Source organism: Sphingomonas sp. SphC10 (genome assembly GCF_057004845.1).
Map to the genome: position 1 here is coordinate 792,188 of NZ_CM168044.1, position 16,455 is coordinate 808,642.

11 protein-coding genes are annotated in these 16,455 nt (G+C 64.9%); 5 read left to right on the top strand and 6 right to left on the bottom strand.

Annotated features, from left to right (window positions below; genetic code table 11):
• Positions 1 to 393: 393 nt before the first annotated feature.
• Entirely contained in the window at positions 394 to 2,133 is a 1,740-nt protein-coding gene (locus ACWKSV_RS03585) for a type I secretion system permease/ATPase (RefSeq protein WP_156884258.1), read from the bottom strand.
• Between the two features lie 144 nt (positions 2,134 to 2,277).
• On the opposite strand from ACWKSV_RS03585, the gene ACWKSV_RS03590 reads away from it, so the two are divergent.
• Complete coding sequence (locus tag ACWKSV_RS03590; RefSeq protein ID WP_172839652.1) at positions 2,278 to 3,237, top strand: endonuclease/exonuclease/phosphatase family protein; 960 nt, start codon at positions 2,278 to 2,280, stop codon at positions 3,235 to 3,237.
• A 20-nt stretch (positions 3,238 to 3,257) separates the two neighbouring features.
• Here ACWKSV_RS03590 and ACWKSV_RS03595 read toward each other — a convergent pair whose 3' ends face one another.
• From ACWKSV_RS03595 to ACWKSV_RS03615, 5 genes are all read right to left on the bottom strand, one after another.
• Positions 3,258 to 3,983: a glycosyltransferase family 25 protein gene (locus tag ACWKSV_RS03595; RefSeq protein ID WP_076715923.1), complete on the bottom strand. Its 726-nt coding sequence runs from the start codon at positions 3,981 to 3,983 to the stop codon at positions 3,258 to 3,260.
• 27 nt (positions 3,984 to 4,010) lie between these two features.
• Positions 4,011 to 5,672 carry a TolC family protein gene (locus ACWKSV_RS03600; protein ID WP_076715924.1) on the bottom strand — a complete coding sequence of 554 codons (1,662 nt, stop codon included), beginning with the start codon at positions 5,670 to 5,672 and terminating at the stop codon, positions 4,011 to 4,013.
• A gap of 24 nt (positions 5,673 to 5,696) precedes the next feature.
• A complete protein-coding gene (locus tag ACWKSV_RS03605; RefSeq protein ID WP_056432597.1) occupies positions 5,697 to 7,052 on the bottom strand; it encodes an HlyD family type I secretion periplasmic adaptor subunit in 1,356 nt (451 codons plus the stop codon).
• Positions 7,049 to 8,761: a type I secretion system permease/ATPase gene (locus ACWKSV_RS03610; RefSeq protein ID WP_076715926.1), complete on the bottom strand. Its 1,713-nt coding sequence runs from the start codon at positions 8,759 to 8,761 to the stop codon at positions 7,049 to 7,051. The genes ACWKSV_RS03605 and ACWKSV_RS03610 overlap by 4 nt, the downstream gene beginning before the upstream one ends.
• A gap of 279 nt (positions 8,762 to 9,040) precedes the next feature.
• A complete protein-coding gene (locus tag ACWKSV_RS03615; RefSeq protein WP_076715927.1) occupies positions 9,041 to 10,531 on the bottom strand; it encodes a lipopolysaccharide biosynthesis protein in 1,491 nt (496 codons plus the stop codon).
• Positions 10,532 to 10,703: 172 nt separating this feature from the next.
• On the opposite strand from ACWKSV_RS03615, the gene ACWKSV_RS03620 reads away from it, so the two are divergent.
• The 4 genes from ACWKSV_RS03620 to ACWKSV_RS03635 all read left to right on the top strand — a co-directional run bounded on the left by ACWKSV_RS03620 (position 10,704) and on the right by ACWKSV_RS03635 (position 16,232).
• Complete coding sequence (locus ACWKSV_RS03620) at positions 10,704 to 10,964, top strand: spike base protein, RCAP_Rcc01079 family (protein WP_076718104.1); 261 nt, start codon at positions 10,704 to 10,706, stop codon at positions 10,962 to 10,964.
• Between the two features lie 3 nt (positions 10,965 to 10,967).
• Positions 10,968 to 12,533 (top strand): hypothetical protein, encoded by a 1,566-nt coding sequence (locus tag ACWKSV_RS03625; protein ID WP_056432589.1) that lies wholly within the window; start codon positions 10,968 to 10,970, stop codon positions 12,531 to 12,533.
• A gap of 672 nt (positions 12,534 to 13,205) precedes the next feature.
• Positions 13,206 to 13,946 (top strand): cadherin-like domain-containing protein, encoded by a 741-nt coding sequence (locus ACWKSV_RS03630; RefSeq protein WP_076715932.1) that lies wholly within the window; start codon positions 13,206 to 13,208, stop codon positions 13,944 to 13,946.
• Positions 13,947 to 14,243: 297 nt separating this feature from the next.
• Positions 14,244 to 16,232 (top strand): right-handed parallel beta-helix repeat-containing protein, encoded by a 1,989-nt coding sequence (locus ACWKSV_RS03635; protein ID WP_076715936.1) that lies wholly within the window; start codon positions 14,244 to 14,246, stop codon positions 16,230 to 16,232.
• The last annotated feature ends 223 nt before the right edge of the window (positions 16,233 to 16,455 follow it).

A 16,455-nucleotide genomic window follows, 5' to 3' on the forward strand; every position in this document is an offset into this window, starting at 1 on the left:
GGGCGTGATATGGTCGAGGGCCAGGATAACATCATCTCGGTCAACATGAGCCCCTCCCCTTCAGGGGAGGGGTTGGGGTGGGGCCTTTCCATGAATGCCGCGCTTGCGGAAGCGCCCCACCCCCCGGCCCCTCCCCTGAAGGGGAGGGGTGGGCCTATTCTAATACGTTGTACCGTCCGCGAGCCTGACGGTGCAGCAATCGCACGCGCACGACCGTCACGTGCGATAGGTGCTGGCGGATGACAAGCTGGTAGCCGTCGCCAAAGGCGATGACATGACCGAAGCAAGGAGAGGCGGGGTGAGGAGTTTGCGACTCACCGCCGCCGCTCTTCACCACGATAGCGTGATCTCCAGTGGCTCCACGGGGAGAGGAGCGTCCGTACGCCCCCGGCGTTACGCCTGACCCAAGGCCTGGACCCGCTGTTCCTCGGCACGTTGCAGGATCTGCCCCGCCGGGCCGAAGGCGGCCATCGAACCCGCCTGCAGCTGCATGATATAGTCGACCCGGTGCATCAGGGCGGGGCGATGGGTGACGACGATCACGATGCCGCCTTCATCGCAGACATCCTCCATGACCTGGGCCAGCATCTTCTCGCCATCGCCGTCCATGTTCGACGTGGGGTCGTCGAGCAACAGGATGAAGGGCTTGCCGAAGACCGCCCGCGCCACGGCGATGCGCTGACGCAGACCGGCGGGAAGCAGCTGGCCGCCACGTCCGACCTGGGTTTCGTACCCGTCGGGCAGGCGCAGGATCAGGTCGTGGACATGCGCGCGCCGGGCGGCGGCCAGCACGGCCTCGGTCGGGGCGTCGGCGTCGAAGCGCGCGATATTCTGCGCGACGGTGCCCTCGATCAGTTCGACCTGCTGGGGGACATAACCGACGAACTTGCCCAGTTCCTCTTCGTCCCATTGGTCCAACGCCGCGCCGTCCATGCGGATGACGCCGCGGGCCAGCGGCCAGATACCGGCGATCGCGTTGAGCAGCGCGGTCTTGCCCGCGCCGGTCTGCCCCATGATCCCCAGCGAGTCGCCCGCCGCCAGCCGGATGCCGACATTGTTGACGACGGGGCGCTGGGTGCCGGGCGCGAAGACATAGACCTGCTCGGTGGTCAGCTCGGTCTCCGGGCGCGGCAGCAGGGTGGTGATATCGCGCAGCGGCATCTGGCGGAGCAGCAGGTTCAACCGCTCCCAGGCCGAGCGCGCGCCGGTATAGTCGCCCCAGCCGGTCACGGCCAGTTCGACCGGCGCCAGGACCTGATAGAGCAGCAGCGCGGCGATCAGCGCGGTGCTCCAGGCGGCCCGGTCGGTGAAGGCCAGCGCCGCCCCGATCGTCAGCAACAGGATGAACAGAACGAGCCGGAAGCCTCGCGCCGCCCCGACCAGCCCGACCGAGCGGCCATGCAGCGCACGCTCGGCCAGCAGATCCTCCTGCGACGCGCCGATCCAGCGCTGGCGCAGGCGACCCTCCATGCCCATGGCGCGGGCGACCACGGCATTGCGGCGGCTTTCCTCCGCCACCATCCAGCGTAGGGGCCGTAGTTCGTCCAGCGTCTCGGCCTTCTGCCCTGCCGACCGGCCAAGGAGCCAGGCCATCAGCCCGAGCACGATCATGGCGGCCAGCCCGACCAGGCCCACCCAGGCGTGCAGGGCGAACAGCATCAGGAGGGAGAATGGCGCGACGCAGAGGTCGATCAGCGCGGACGGGATCGGGCCCATCAGGAAGGCGCGCAGGCGATTGGCGTCGTGCAGCGGTCCCAGTCCGTCGCCATCCGGCGCCCCGACGCGCGCGACATGCGACACGCCGTCATGGACGCGCGGCGCCAGACGCTGGTCGATCGCACCCGCCACATCGAAGAACAGGCGCGACCGCAGGCTGTCGAGCAGGCCGAAGACCCCGTAAAGGACGAGGCCGAGGAACAGCAGCCCCCACAGGGTCGCGGTGTTGCGACCGGGTACCGCGGTATCCGCCAGCACGCCGACCAGCAGGACGCCGAGCATCAGAATGACCTGAAGCGTCATGCCGATGCCCAGGGCGCCCATAACCCCGCGACGCAACGTGGACGAGATCATCGTGCCGTCGTCCTGCACCGCCGACAAGGTCGATGTACTCTCACCCCAGATTACGCGTGCCATATGCGGTTCATTCCTCTTTACGGCGGGGCTCTACCATGGCCCTGCCGTCTCCGACAGCGGTTGCGACGGGATATCCGGATCGGTTTGACACGATCCGCCGCCTTCCTCTAGCGGCGATGGCTCTGGGCAAGGGGCATGGTTGCGATGCGGCGTTGGTCATGGATCGGCTGGACGTTGCTCGGCATGGCCTGGGCATTGATCCTGTGCGCGCTGCTGGGGCGGTATTGGCCGGTTGCGGATGCCTTCGCTTCGTTTCTTCCCTTTGCCGGGGTGCTCGCCCTCTTTGCATTACCGATGGCGCCGCGCCGTGCGCGATGGGGTTTCGTCGGGCTAGGCATCGTGGCGCTGGGACTGGTCAGTTGGCCGATCCTGCGCGAAATCGGCGCGCGACCGTCCGCGATCGAGCCTCCAGCTGGCGCGGAACGGCTGGTCGTCGTTACCCATAACCTCCATGGCGGCGTCACCACGCCCGATCGGGCGGCCGCGGTCCTGCGCAATAGCGGCGCGGATGTCCTCTTGCTTCAGGAAGCGCGGCAGGCCGGGCCATTGCTGGCGCAGCTGGCGACGGATTTCCCCTATCGCAGCCACTGCCAGGGTTGCGAACTGGCCATCCTGTCGCGGCGGCCGATGGGGCGGGTGCATTGGCGGCTGACGAACCGGGCGGGCCAGATCGTCGGACCGGCGCTGTTTCGCGGCGATGTCACCTTGCCCGGCGGCGCTGTCGTCACGGTCGCGACGGTCCATGCGCCATGGCCCTATCCGCCGCAGCCCCAGACACGGTTCCGCCGCAGCCTGATCGATGGAATCCGCGAAACCGGCAGCGATCGTATGGTCCTGAGCGGTGATTTCAACCTGACACCCTGGGGCCATGGCATGGCCGAGCTCGATCACGGCCTGTCGCCGATGCGGCGGATCACGCGGGCGTTGTTCAGCTTTCCCGCCCGGATGGCGGGGCGGGACTGGCCGGTTCCGCTATTGCCGATCGACCAGATTTTTATCGGTCGCGACATCCGGGTCGGGCGGGTCGATGTGTTGCCCTATACCGGATCGGATCACCGCGCGATCCGTGCCGAACTTTATGTATCAGGGCGGCCCGCACCGTAGCCGCCCCGATACCGGTCGTATCAGCGACCGAACGTCCGATCCTTCAGGAAGGCGATCTTGCGCCGCATCCGGTCGGCAGTCATCCGCATCTTGGCGCCGCGCGTCGGCTTTCCAGCGAAGCGTGCGCCGCCAATCGTCGAGCCGCGATATTCCTCCATGATGGGGAAGGGGAAGAGGCAGAGATTGGGGATGCCGCTTTCCCAGAAACGGTCCATCTGATCGTCCACCGGCCGCACCGCGTCGGTATAGAGGTCGAGGAAACGCTGGGCCCCCTTACGGGTGATGAAATAGCCCTGGGTGCCATAGGGCTTGCCATAGAGCCGCACGACATAGAGGTCCTGCGCGGGCCAATTGCGCCGCCACGGCAGATGCGGCGAGGGCTTTTTGTAGAAAAGGCGCAGATAATCAACGCCTTCGGCCGCATAGTCGACCTCGCATAGCAGCTTGATCGCCGCCCAGTCGGCAATGACGTCATCCTCCAGCACCAGATACTGGTCGGCGTCTTTATCCGTGACCAGTTGCCGCCACAGTGCGGCGTGGCTAGAATAGCATCCCAGTTCGCCGGGCTGGAGCGGGCGCCCATGTTCGCGGATCGCGGCGGCTTCGTCATACCGCAGGCCTTGCGGCTCGCGGTGCGCGTCGAAGAAGGACCAGTCCAGCCCGGACTTCTCCGCATTGCGGGCGAAATTCTCCCGCCGTTCGGTCGCGGTCGTCAGGCTGACGACATGGATAGGGGTCCGTGCCATGGGGCGCTCCTGTCGGTCTGATGGGGCTTAGCGTCTGGGCGGCTTGGCCGGGGCGGTCGGCGTGCTCGGCACCTGCACCGGCGGAGCGGGCGGCACCTCGAGCGGCGTGACCGCGCTTTCGACGCGGAACGCCCCCGACGGATCGCGGACCGGGCGTTCGCGACCGATCACATTGCCTGTGGTCAATCCGTCGAGCCCTGACAGGATCGGCGTCAGCAGCGGGATGTCGCCCTTGCGCTTCACGCGGTCGAAATTGGCGTTCACGTCATAGGCGGGCAGGCCGGAGATCAGCTTCGGAGCCTCCAGATTGCCCATCGCCGACAACAGCCGTGCCCGTGCGATATATTCGCTGGCCTCCGCCGTGGCATAGCTGGTGCGGATGTTCAGCAGGTCGCGCGCCAGGTCGAGCACGTCCAGGGTCGTGCGGTCGCCCGCGCGTTCTTGGATGACCGCGCCGTCATAGGCGGCCTGCGCCGCCGCCGACGCGTCGCGCAGATGGATCAGCGAAGCGAGGGCGGCGCGATGCGCGTCCCAGGCCTCGGCCACCGACTGCCGCGTCTCGCGCAGCGCCGCGTCGACCAGGCGCCAGTCGGCGTCGTTCTGCTGCCGCGCGCGCTCGATCGACAGGCGGCGCGTACCGGAGTCGATCAGCGGCATGGTGACGACCACCGACGAGCGCAGATCGGTGGTGCGCAGCTGGTTCTGATAGATGTTGGTCGGGCCGTAGGTGCCGCTGCTTTCCAGCGAGATGTTCGGATTGCGCTCGGCCTGGGCCTGCGCGATCTGGGCGCGCGAAACCTTTTCGCGTGACTGGGCGCCGCGGATGATCGGGCTGCCATTCTCGGCCATGGCATAGGCGGCGTCGAGCGACGGGACACCGAGCGCCAGCTCGGGCGGGGTGGTCAGTGCGCCGGGCAGGCCGCCGGTCGCCTGAAGGAACAGCGACTGGCTCGACCCCAGCTGGCCTTGCGCGTTCAGCAGCTGGGCACGGCCGAACTCGACGCGGGTCTGCACCTGTTGCAGATCGCTCGACGTGATGTCGCGCACCGCAAAGCGCTTCTGCCCGTCCGAGAATTGCCGTTCCAGCAGCGACAGGTTCTGGCGGGCCAGCTCGACGATGTTGCGGTCGCGGATGACCGACACATAGGCCGAGATGACGCCGAACATCGTCGATGCCTCGACGAGGCGCAGCTGTTCGCGCTCCAGCGCGACCTGCGCCAGCGCGTTCTGCTCGGCGGAGGCGCGACGCCCGAAGCTCGTCACCGGCTGCGAGAAGATGATCTGCGCGGTGCTCGAGAATCCCTCGGGCCGGTTGTACAGGCCGGGGAAGATTTCCGCGCGCGTCCGGGTGAACTGGTGCGAACCCTGCAACGTGACCTGCGGCCCGTAATTGGAGCGAGCCAGCGGGTAGAGCGTGTCGACCGACTTCAGCGTCGAGCGCTCCGCCACCAGCGTCGGGTTGCTCCAATAGGCGCGGGCGATCGCATCCTGCAGCGTGGTCAATGTCGGCGTCGCATTCGCCGCGATCGTCCCCTCGGGCGTTTCGCGCGGCAGTTGCGGCTCCAGCGGCTGCGGCATGCCCGCCGCCGTCGGAACCTGTGCCATCGCCACGCCCGATGCCGACCCCAGAAGGGCCAGCATCGTCAATCCTGCGCCCAGATTCAGCGCCGTCCCCCTGAACACGGTCATTCCCCCACTCCGTCGCGCATTATATCAATTGTCTCGGAAAGCCCGCTCGAACTGGTCGCGCAGGGGCTTGGTGATGTAAGAGATCATCGTGCGGTTGCCCGTCTCGATGAACACTTCGGCCGGAACGCCGGGACGCAGCCGCATCTCGGGATAACGGCGCATTTCGGCATCGTCGATGGCGACGCGGACCGGGTAGAAGGCCTGCTTGCCCTCCGCATCGGTCGAGCGGTCGGCCGCCACGGTCACGACCTTGCCATGGATTTCGGGCGTCGCGGTCGAGTTGAACCCGCTGAAGCGGATGCGTGCCTGCTGCCCGACATGGACCTGATCGATGTCGGTCGGCGAGACGCCTGCCTCGACCATCAGTTCGTCGCTGTCGGGGACGATCTCCATGATCACCTCGGCCGGGCGGACGACGCCGCCGATGGTGCTGAACTGAAGCTTGTCGACCACCCCGTCATAGGGGGCGCGCAGGACGCTGCGGTTCTGCGCATCGACCGCCGAGACGCTGCGCACCTGTTGCTGGTTCAGCGTGTTGTTGAGCTCGGCCAGACGGGTGCCCGCTTCCGAACGGCGGGTTTCGCCCAGCTGGATGATCTGTTCGCGCGCCTCGGTGATCCGGGCCTCGGTCGAGGCGATATTGGCCTGGAGCGCGCCGACATTGCCCTGAAGATCGGCGGCAGTGCGTTCCAGCTGGTTGCGGCGGCTGATCGTGACCAGCCCCTTGTCCCACAGGTCCTTCACGCCCTGACGCTCGGGGTCGATCAGCGCCGTCTGCTTGTTGAGCGCGTTGATCTGCGCACGATAGGCGCCGATCTGCTGCTCATACTGGCGGACCCGCGATTGCAGCTGGGCGATCAGGCCCGCCTGCTCGGTGCGGCGGATGTTGAACAGCTTGCGCTCGTCCGCCATCGCGCGCTGTGCGCCTTCGCCGCCCTTCAGCAGCTCTTCGGGGAATGCGATGTTCGCCACACCCAGCCGTTCGGCCTCCAGTCGCGCGCGCTGGGCGAGCAGCTGGTCGACGCTCAGGCTGGAGTAGCGCGCATCGGCGCCCGTCACTTGATCGTCGAAGCGCATCAGGATCTGGCCCTTGCGGACCCGCTGGCCGTTCTCGACCAGGATTTCGGAGATGACGCCGCCGCCCGGATGGGCAATCCGCTTGATCCGGCTCTTCACGCCGACCTGGCCCGGCGCGATCACCGCGCCGCCGATCGGGATCAGCGCGCTCGCCAGGCCGAAGCCTAGCACGAGGACCAGAATGGCGATCAGCGCGACGCGGAAATGCCGACTGGCACTGCGCACCGGATCATAGGAGACGGACTGTTCCTCGATGATCGCCAGGCGCGATCCGGGGCCGCCGGTGGTGACGATGCCGTTCATGACTTGCTTTCCTCAAGGGTACGCTCCGGCGCCGCTGCTGCCGCCGCCTGGGGGATTGCCGCGCGGGACAGGTGTTCCATCACCTGGTCGCTCGGCCCGAATACTTCGATCCGCCCGTCGCGCAGATACATGATCTTGTTAACTTGGCCCAGTACGCTTGGACGATGGGCGATGACGACGACGATGCCGCCGCGATCCCGCACGCTGCCGATCGCCGCGGCCAGCGCGGCCTCGCCCTCGGCGTCGAGGTTGGAATTGGGTTCGTCCAGCACGACCAGGAAGGGATCGCCATACAGGGCACGCGCCAGGCCGATCCGCTGCCGCTGCCCGGCGGACAGTTCGCGCCCGTCATCGGTCAGCTGGGTGTCATAGCCGCCCGGCAGGCTGGTGATCAGCGCATGGACGCCCGCCGCCCGTGCCGCCGCGATGATCGCGTCCGACGTGGCCTGAAGGTCGAAGCGGGCGATGTTCTGCGCGATGGTGCCGCCGACCAGTTCCACCGATTGCGGAAGATAGCCGAGCGACCGGCCCAGATCCTCGGGCCACCACTGGTCGAGCGCCGCGCCGTCCAGGCGGACCGCGCCCGCCTGCGGCTTCCACAGGCCGATCAGCGCGCGGCCGAGCGTGGTTTTCCCGGCGCCGCTGGGGCCGATCAGGCCCAGCGCGTCGCCGGGATTGAGACGGAACTGGACGCCGTGCAGGGTCGTGCGCTGCGTGCCCGGTGGGCCGACCACCAAATTCTCGACCAGCAGGCTCTGGCGGGGCGGGGGCAGGCGGATCGCGCCCGGCTCGGTGGCGGGCACGCGGGCGAGCAATTGCTTCAGCCGCGCCCAGCCCTGCCGCGCGCCGACCAGATTGCGCCAGTTGGCGATCGCCTGATCCACCGGGGCCAGCGCGCGGCCAGACAGGATGGACGAGGCGAAGATCACGCCGCCGCTCGCCTTGCCGCTGATGACCAGCAGCGCGCCGACGCTGAGGATCACTGATTGGAGGAGCATGCGCAGCATCTTGCTGAGGCCGCCCAGCTCGGCGCTCTGGCGCGCGACGCGGTTCGACAGGCCGACATAATGATCGTTCACCCGTTCCCAGCGCTCGCGCATCCGGTCGCGCATGCCCAGCGCGGCGAACAGCTCGACATGGCGGATATTGCCCTCGGCCAGCGCGTTGCGGACCGACGAAATCTGATGGAGATCGTTGGCGGGCTGCTTCATCTTGCGGTTGGTGATCAGCGTCAGGCCGAGCAGGATCAGTGCGCCGACCAGCGTGGTGACGCCCAGCCAGACGTGCAGCATGAACAGGATGCCCAGGAAGAACAGGATCCAGGGCAGGTCGATCATCGTCGCCACGCCCGAGCCGCTGATGAACGACCGAATCTGGTCCAGATCGCGCATCGGACCCAGCCCGTCACCCTGCTGGACGCCGCCGTTCAGCGAAATCTGGCCCATCGCGGTCTGGACACGCCGCGACAGGGCGCGGTCCAGGCCGTTGCCGACATCCGACAACATGCCCGCGCGCAGATTCTCGAAAAAGCCCTGAAAGGCATAGGCCAGCGTCACCATGACCAGCAGGCCGACCAGCGTAGGGATCGATCGACCCGGCAGAACCGAGTCGTAGACCAGCATCATGTAGATCGAGCCCGCCAGCAGCAGCACGTTCAGGATCGCGCTGACCGCCACGATCATCCCGAATACGGATCGGTATCGGCGCATGGCCGCCCGCAGATCGTTTTGTCCCCCGTCGGCAGTACGCAAAAGTCGGCCCTTCCTTACGCCTATGCTATAGGCCGCACCGGAGACTCCGATACGATCATGGAGTCAGGATATAGCCCCAACTCGTTAACGGGCTGATGCCCCCCAGGCGTCCGCTCAGGCGGATTCGTGGTTTTGTTTCTGCAACTTCCCACAGGCCCATAAAGATGCGAGTTCGGATGGGCTTTATTTATGTGCCGTTTTGATACGGCGTTGCATGCGGGAGGAAGCGCCTCTGGGTCAGGCGGGCCTGCGGCGCAGCTTGCCCACCATATTGGCGGCCTCACGCTCTAGTCCTTCCGGACGGCCCATGACGATCCACAGAATCACGCGCGCGCCGATATAGGCGATGCCGCCGACCATCACGCGAAGTACGAGGTCCTGCGCCAGATCGTACCCAGCGAATAGACGCCACCCGGTTCCGGCGACCCACCAGACCGCCAGCGCCATGGCACAGCAGCTGATCAGAGTAGGCAAATGGGTGCGCAGTTGCCGCATCAGGCTCACCCCGGCCAGGCGCTTGGCAAGCAGCATGGCGATGGCGATCTGGTACAGCCCGGTCAGGACCCGCGCCGCGACCAGACCCGGCACGCCCCAGATGACGGCTCCCGCGATCATCAGCGGAAGGCGGATGCACAACACTTGCAGGTCGCGCATGAAGAGCAGGCGGACCTGCCCCATCGCCATGCCCAGCGGGGTGACGAGCCCGGCAATGCCCTGAAGCCCGAAGATCACCGCAAAGGCCTGGATGATCGGTACGGCGGGAAGCCATTTGGGATTGAGGAACAGCGGGACCATGGGCTGGGCGACCAGCGCGAAGCCGACACCGACCGGCACGCCCAGCGCGACGAGCAGGCGGTCGGCGCGGATATAGGCGGCGGCCAGGCGCGGCTTGTCATGCTTGATCGCGGCAAAGGCGGGGAACAGCGTCTGGATCAGCGGCAGCGTGGTCTCACGGGTCGCCAGATTGGCCAGATTGAAGCCGACATTATAATAGCCGAGCACGGTCGGCGTCGCGATCTTGCCGACCAGCAGCTGATCCGCGCGCCAATTGAGCGCGTTCACCAGCTGCGACGCGCTTGTCCAGACCGAGAAGGACAGCAGGGTGCGCCAGCTCGCCAGCGAGAAGCGGGGCAGGCGGGGAAGGATGCAATAGGAGGCGATGACGGTCGCGGCATACATGCCGACGATCCCCGCGACGATCGCCCAATAGCTCTGGAAATACCAGGCGACGGCGACCGCGACGATGACATTGGTCATCTTCGAGGCGGTCGACAGCACGAATTCCTGCCAGAAGACCAGCTTGCGCTGGAACACCGCCAGCCAGGGATTTGCCAGACCCGACAGCGCCGCGCCGCAGCCGAGCACGATCATGATCGGCACCAGCCGCTGATCGCCATAAATATGGGCAACCAGCGGCGCGGAGGCGGACAGGACCACCGCGATCGTCACGCCGCGCAGCATCGACAGCGTCCAGGCCGAATGAAAATCCTGGTCGGTCGGATCGTCCAATCGGATCAGCGCCTGGGACAGCGACATTTCGGTGATCGAGGTAACGATCTGCATCAGGGTCGCGGCGATCGCGACGAGGCCGAAATCGGCGGGGACGAGCAGGCGCGCCAGCAGCACGGTGCTGACCATGCCCGACAGGTTGACCACCAGCCGCGCGGCGGAGAGCCACATGCTCCCCTTGGCGATCCGCTTACCCACACCCCCGGCTGCCTGACTCATACCGATCCCATTAGCTGTGCGGCGGCCGGATACCGGGCCGCCGCCGACAAACACGCGTCCTTCGGGCCGCCGTTACCGGGTCAATCGGCGCTTTCCTACAGGATAAAACCGAACATATAGAGAACATCGTCCCGAACGACAGCGTCCGGGCGATCTTGGGGGGAGAAGAATGATGGCCGATCCGTTCAACAGCGACAGCCTGAATGCACCGGCACGCGCGCCCTTTGGCATCGTGCCGAGCGATACGGTCGCGCTGGCCACCGTGCCGAAGCGGATTTTCGTGGGTACGGGCGGGCATGTCACCTTGCGCGGGGTCGATGGCGCGGGGGACGTCACCTATCGCAACGTGGCAAGCGGGGTCTATCTGAACGTCCGGCCCAGCTATGTGCGCGCCACCGGCACGACGGCGGCCGATCTGATCGGGGAGGCCTGAGCCATGGCGCAGGATTATGCGGGCAATCGCCCCGCCTTCGGCAATCCGCGCATGTCGGGCGATCCGGACCGCTATATGTTCTGGGCGTCCGGCGCGCGCATGCCGTCGGGCGCGCTGGTGACGGCGCAGGCAGATACGCGCTTCGTCATGACCAAGCTGATCTTCGGATCGCCGCAATATGCGATCGACCATCTGCGGCTTCATTATTCGGGCTTCGCCTGTACCGAGGGCAGCAACAGTCCGCAGGAGACGGTCCTGCCGGGCAACGCGATGACGGTGCACGGCGTCTGGGTTTCGGTGAATGGCGGCCCGGCGACGGCCTGTCGCTTTGCAGGGGCGGCGGACCTGTCGGTGGCGAGCGGTTCGACGGGCGCCTGGACCGACGACCTGTCGCTGGCCGTCCCGCCGGAATCGCTCGTGACCGTCTACACTCTATATTCCACGGCGGCGGGGGAGCGGCAGATCCCGGTCTATCAAATCACCTCGCGGCGGGGAGAGCGGGTCTGGGGGGCGGATAATGCCGCCGCGCTGGTGGCCCTGATCGGGAGCGACACGGCCAGCACCGCCTCGCTCGATAGCATGAGCTTTCCGGCCTATTATGGGCCGGACTTCATGGTCGCGAAGGGCTGGGACGGTCGCCCGGTGCCGCTGATCGTCTGCGACTCCATCGGCGAGCGTCAGGCGGATAGCCCGCTGGCGGCCGATGCCCGGCGCAACATGGGCTGGCTGCGGCGCTGGCTGGACCGTGCCGGACCGCTCGGTCGGACCCCCCATGCGGTCATCGGCCTGCCCGGCGCGGCATCGAAGCGGGAATTGATCGCGGCCAATGCATCGCGACGCTGGGATATCATCGACCAGATCGTTGCGATGAACGGCGGGCGGCGGCCTTTCACCTGCATCCTGAACCAGATGGGACGCAACGACTATGACAGCGGCGGCTATGCGGTGATGCGCGCGAACTGGAAGGCGCTGAACGATCGTATCCTCGTGCGGCATCCGGGCACGCCCATCGTCGCGGTCGGGCAGGTCATTCATCCCAACTCGACCGACGGCTTCCGGACGCTTGCGGGGCAGGGCTATCAACTGGGCGGAGAATGGCCGAACGGGCTCCGTTACCAGTTGGAGGCGGACAAGGCGGCAGGCATGGACGGCACCGTTGCCGCCTATATCGAAGTCGTGCGTCCAGCCGGGCTATCCGACACCCAGGGCAGGTGGCCCGAGCCGTTCTTCGTGACCCAGCTGGCGCAACAGGCGGGAACGGACGGAACGGCCACGTACGACATGATCACGCTCGTCGACGCGCCGGAGATCGGCGATACGCTGCAATGGACGTCCGGCGCGACGGCCGATATCGCGACCGTCGTGGCGATATCGGGCCAACCGGGCGCCTGGTCTTGCAGGCTTCACTATGCGGGAAGCCGGACCGTCGCCCCCGCCGGAACCGAGGTCTTTGCGCCGAATGCGAATGACGGCGTGAACTCGCCACGGACGGGCACCCATCCCAGGCCACGGATGATCCGTCATATCGCGGCATCAGTTCCGCAGCAGGACAAGGCAAAGCTGCGCTGATTCGGGTAAAATTTCATTTGAAAGCCATCAGCCCGTCATTTTCTTCAAAATGGCGGGTTTTTGGGTGATTGAAATAGTTACGATGAACTGCGCGATTTTCACGATGAATGGAGTCGGCTTTCGGAACTTTGTTATCGGCCCGCGTCAAACCGACCCTTTTGACAACCAGCGGCCATAAGTCTCGACCATAAAAGCCAATTTTAAATTTATTTTCATCCCGGGGCGGGTTTGGGCGGATTCGGCCTTAGCCTGACCCTATCGATTCAGTGTTTCACCGTAATGAATGCCGCAGACGGCGATCTCCATCGCCGGACAATTGAGCGCGAAATGGCAGAAATGCGCGACTTCACGGCGTATTGAAGTCTGATCGCTCCTCGACCGGTGCTTTTGGATACCGGATATCATGGTGATGATCCCGAGCTCGGCGCATCGGGAAAAACGGACGAGAACGCGGTTTCAATTCTACGGTTCCGTTGGCTGATCCTTACAGCACGGCCGGGCGCCTCGCCCCAGGCCGGATCGCTTCACTTCGGGACAGTTCGAAATTGCGGGGAAACATTCGCTCTTCCTCTGGTTAACCGGGCGCTTACCATATGGGGCAGTAGAGAGGCGGCACGCTGCCACATCGCTAAGCATTCACAGTTTCAACACGCAAAAACAGGGATCATCACCATGGCGAAGCCCATCTTCAACGACCAGACCATGAAGCTGAACGAGACGACCCGTTCCATGACGGGCAACATCCTGCTGAACGGTGGCGCGACCGACGCGGATGGCGACGCCATCACCGTGGCGCGCGTCGATGGTGCGTACATCGCGGGCTCGATCGGCGGCGGCAAGGGCGTCAACGTCATTCAGGGCCAGTATGGCACGCTGACCATCGCCCAGGACGGCACCTACACCTACGAGCTCAACAAGGGCGTCAACTTCGTCGCTGGCAGCACGATGGTCGAAGACTTCACCATCAAGATCCGTGACGGCCAGGGCAATTACGATCAGGGCATCATCAAGTTCGACGTCATGGGCATGGCCAACCAGCGCCCGGTCGCGATTGACGACTTCGTCACCACCAATTCGACCGTCGCTGGCGGCAACGTCCTGGCGAATGACAGCGATCCGGACGGTGATACCCTGCATGTCGGCGGCGTGATCGACCTCGCCACCAACACCAACTATCACATCACCGGCCTCGGCAATGTCGAGATCAAGGGCGTGTACGGCACCCTGACGATCAACGACAAGGGCGTCTTCTCCTATGTCGTCGACCAGACCGATCCGGACACCATCGCTCTCAACGGCAATGCAGGCGTCGAAAAGTTCGCCTACAAGCCGCATGACGGCCAGAACGGCCAGGGCAACAACACCGACTATGCGATCCTGACGATCGACTTCAACGTCGCGCCGGGCGTGTAATCGGGCGTCGCTCGCCACCCCGGTGGCGAGCGAATCGATTGCAATGCAAATGTTAACGCCGGCGTCCTTCGGGACGCCGGCGTTTCATTTTTGCGGGCCAAAAAGGCGTTATCGGCGGATTAAAGACACGGAAAGGTATCTTAACGTGCCGCCGAAAGTCCGAAAAATGGTCCATAAACACAGCGATTTAACGTATACAATGCGTTAACCCTTCCATGTAACCGACCGTTTCCGGAGTCATCGCCACTACCGTCTCATCGGGAAGATCACGGCTTCCTTCCCCGGAGACGACGGAACATGACGACCTATTATGTCGATGCTGCCAACGGTTCGGACAAGAATGCCGGCACCAGTGCGGGTGCGGCGTTTCAGTCGGTTGCGAAGATTTCGAGCATCAAGCTGCAGGCGGGCGACACGGTTCTGCTGGCGCGCGGCAGCAACTATGCGGACATGCTGACCATCAACGGTTCGGGGACCACCGACAAGCCGATCACGATCGGCGCCTATGGCACCGGTACCGACCCGACCTTCACGGGCAAGCAGGGCATTTACGGCACCAAGACGGCGAACATCGTCATCAAGGACCTGACCTTCTCGACCGGCTTCAATGCGATCTATGCCGCCCAGGCCGAGAACTGGGTCATCGATCATGTCTCGCTCATCAATGCCGGTACCGCCACGGGTACAGGCAGCATCTCGATGAAGACGAGCAAGAACGTCACCATCTCCAACAGCAAGTTCGACCATGTGTCGAACGACGGCATCTATGTCGTCGACATGACGGACCTGACCATCGTCAACAACGTCATGTCCAATCTGGTGGGCGGCACCGCCGACGGCATCCAGGTGACCAGCTCGTCGAACGTCAAGATCAGCGGCAACAAGATCGACCAGTCGACGTCTCCCGACTCCACCAAGGGCGGGATCATGGTCAACTCCAGCTCGAACGTCGTCGCCTCGGGCAACGAAGTGAAGGGGGGCAGCTTCGGTGTCGCGATCAATGGCTGGAACGTCCAGATCACCGACAACAAGCTGAGCGGTCAAAACAAATATGCGTGGTCGTCGGCGATCATGGCCAGCGCCGGTATCGATATCGGCAACTACACGATCTCAGGCAATGAGGTCGTGGGCTCGAATTTCGGCGTGGCGCTGACCGGCTTGTCGCGTGACGGCAATGTCAGCCGCAGCAACATCCAGATTGCGAACAACACCTTCGTCAGCGTCGCCAACGCCGCGCTGAAGATCGACAAGGAAGCCACCGGTGCCTTCCACGACAATGTCGTCGTCGACAGCAAGCTGACCCAGATCGCGGGCAACGGCCTGAAGAGCGTCTTCGATGTCAGCGGAAACCTCCAGACGACTGCGGCGAACATGTCGGCTGACGTCAAGGCGCAGGCCAGCACGGTCGCTAAGGCACAGGCCGATGCCGTCGCCAAGGCGCAGGCCGACGCGGTGCTTAAGGCCCAAGCCGATGCCGCCGCCGCCAAGATCCTGCAGGAAAGCTATTCCGAGAATCTGAACAAGATCCAGAAGATCGGGGTCAACGCCGATCGTTATGCGATGGATGTCTCGGGTACCAAGATGTCCGGCAACATCCTGGATAACGACATCAACGCCGCGGGTAACAAGCTGGGGCTAAGCACCGTCGGCGGTTCGCGGATCGGGGCACAGGGTGTCGACCTGAAGGGTGCTTATGGAACCCTGCACGTCGACAGCAACGGCCACTTCACCTACGCGCTCGACACCGGCGCCCTGGCCAAGCTGAAGAACGTCGCGACCCCGACCGAGAGCTTCCAGTACAAGGCCAATGACAGCGGCAAGGTCGTCACGTCGAGCCTGACGATCGACCTGTCCGCCTATGTCGGCACCCAGGACGTAACGAGCGCGGCGGCAAAGGCCGCGGCAAAGTCCGGTGCGCCGGTCCTGAAGGCCAAGGCAGTCGACGATTTCTATAAGATCGGCGCCGACAGCCATGTCGTGACGGGCAATGTCTCGACCAACGACATCATGTCCGACGGCAGCATCCTTTCGCTGCGCACCGTCGGTGGACAGACCGTGTCGAAGGGCGCGATCGACCTCAAGGGCGCGTACGGCACGCTCCATATCGATGCCAGCGGTGCGTTCACCTACACGCTCGATGCCGATGCCAATACCCGGATGGTTGCCGACCACAAGACGAGCGATAGCTTCGTCTACAAGGCGGCCCATGGCGGCAGCTATGATCAGGGCGCGCTGGTCATCGACCTGACCCCGCACCTGACGGCAGGTGACCTGCTGGTCCTCTGATACCCCCTCGCATCCGGGAGGGTTCGGAAGGATCCCGACCCGTTTGGTCAGGACGAAATGGCGGGCGGCCGACACTATGTCGGTCGCCCGTTTCTGTTTCGCGATGGCCTGCAACGTCCTGAAATGGTTCGTGTGGCATAGCGGCGCGCGTCAAAGGGGCGGTTTCTATACCATTTGGGATATGCCCCTCGGGTTCGTCGAATGTCATGACGCCGGGATAGGG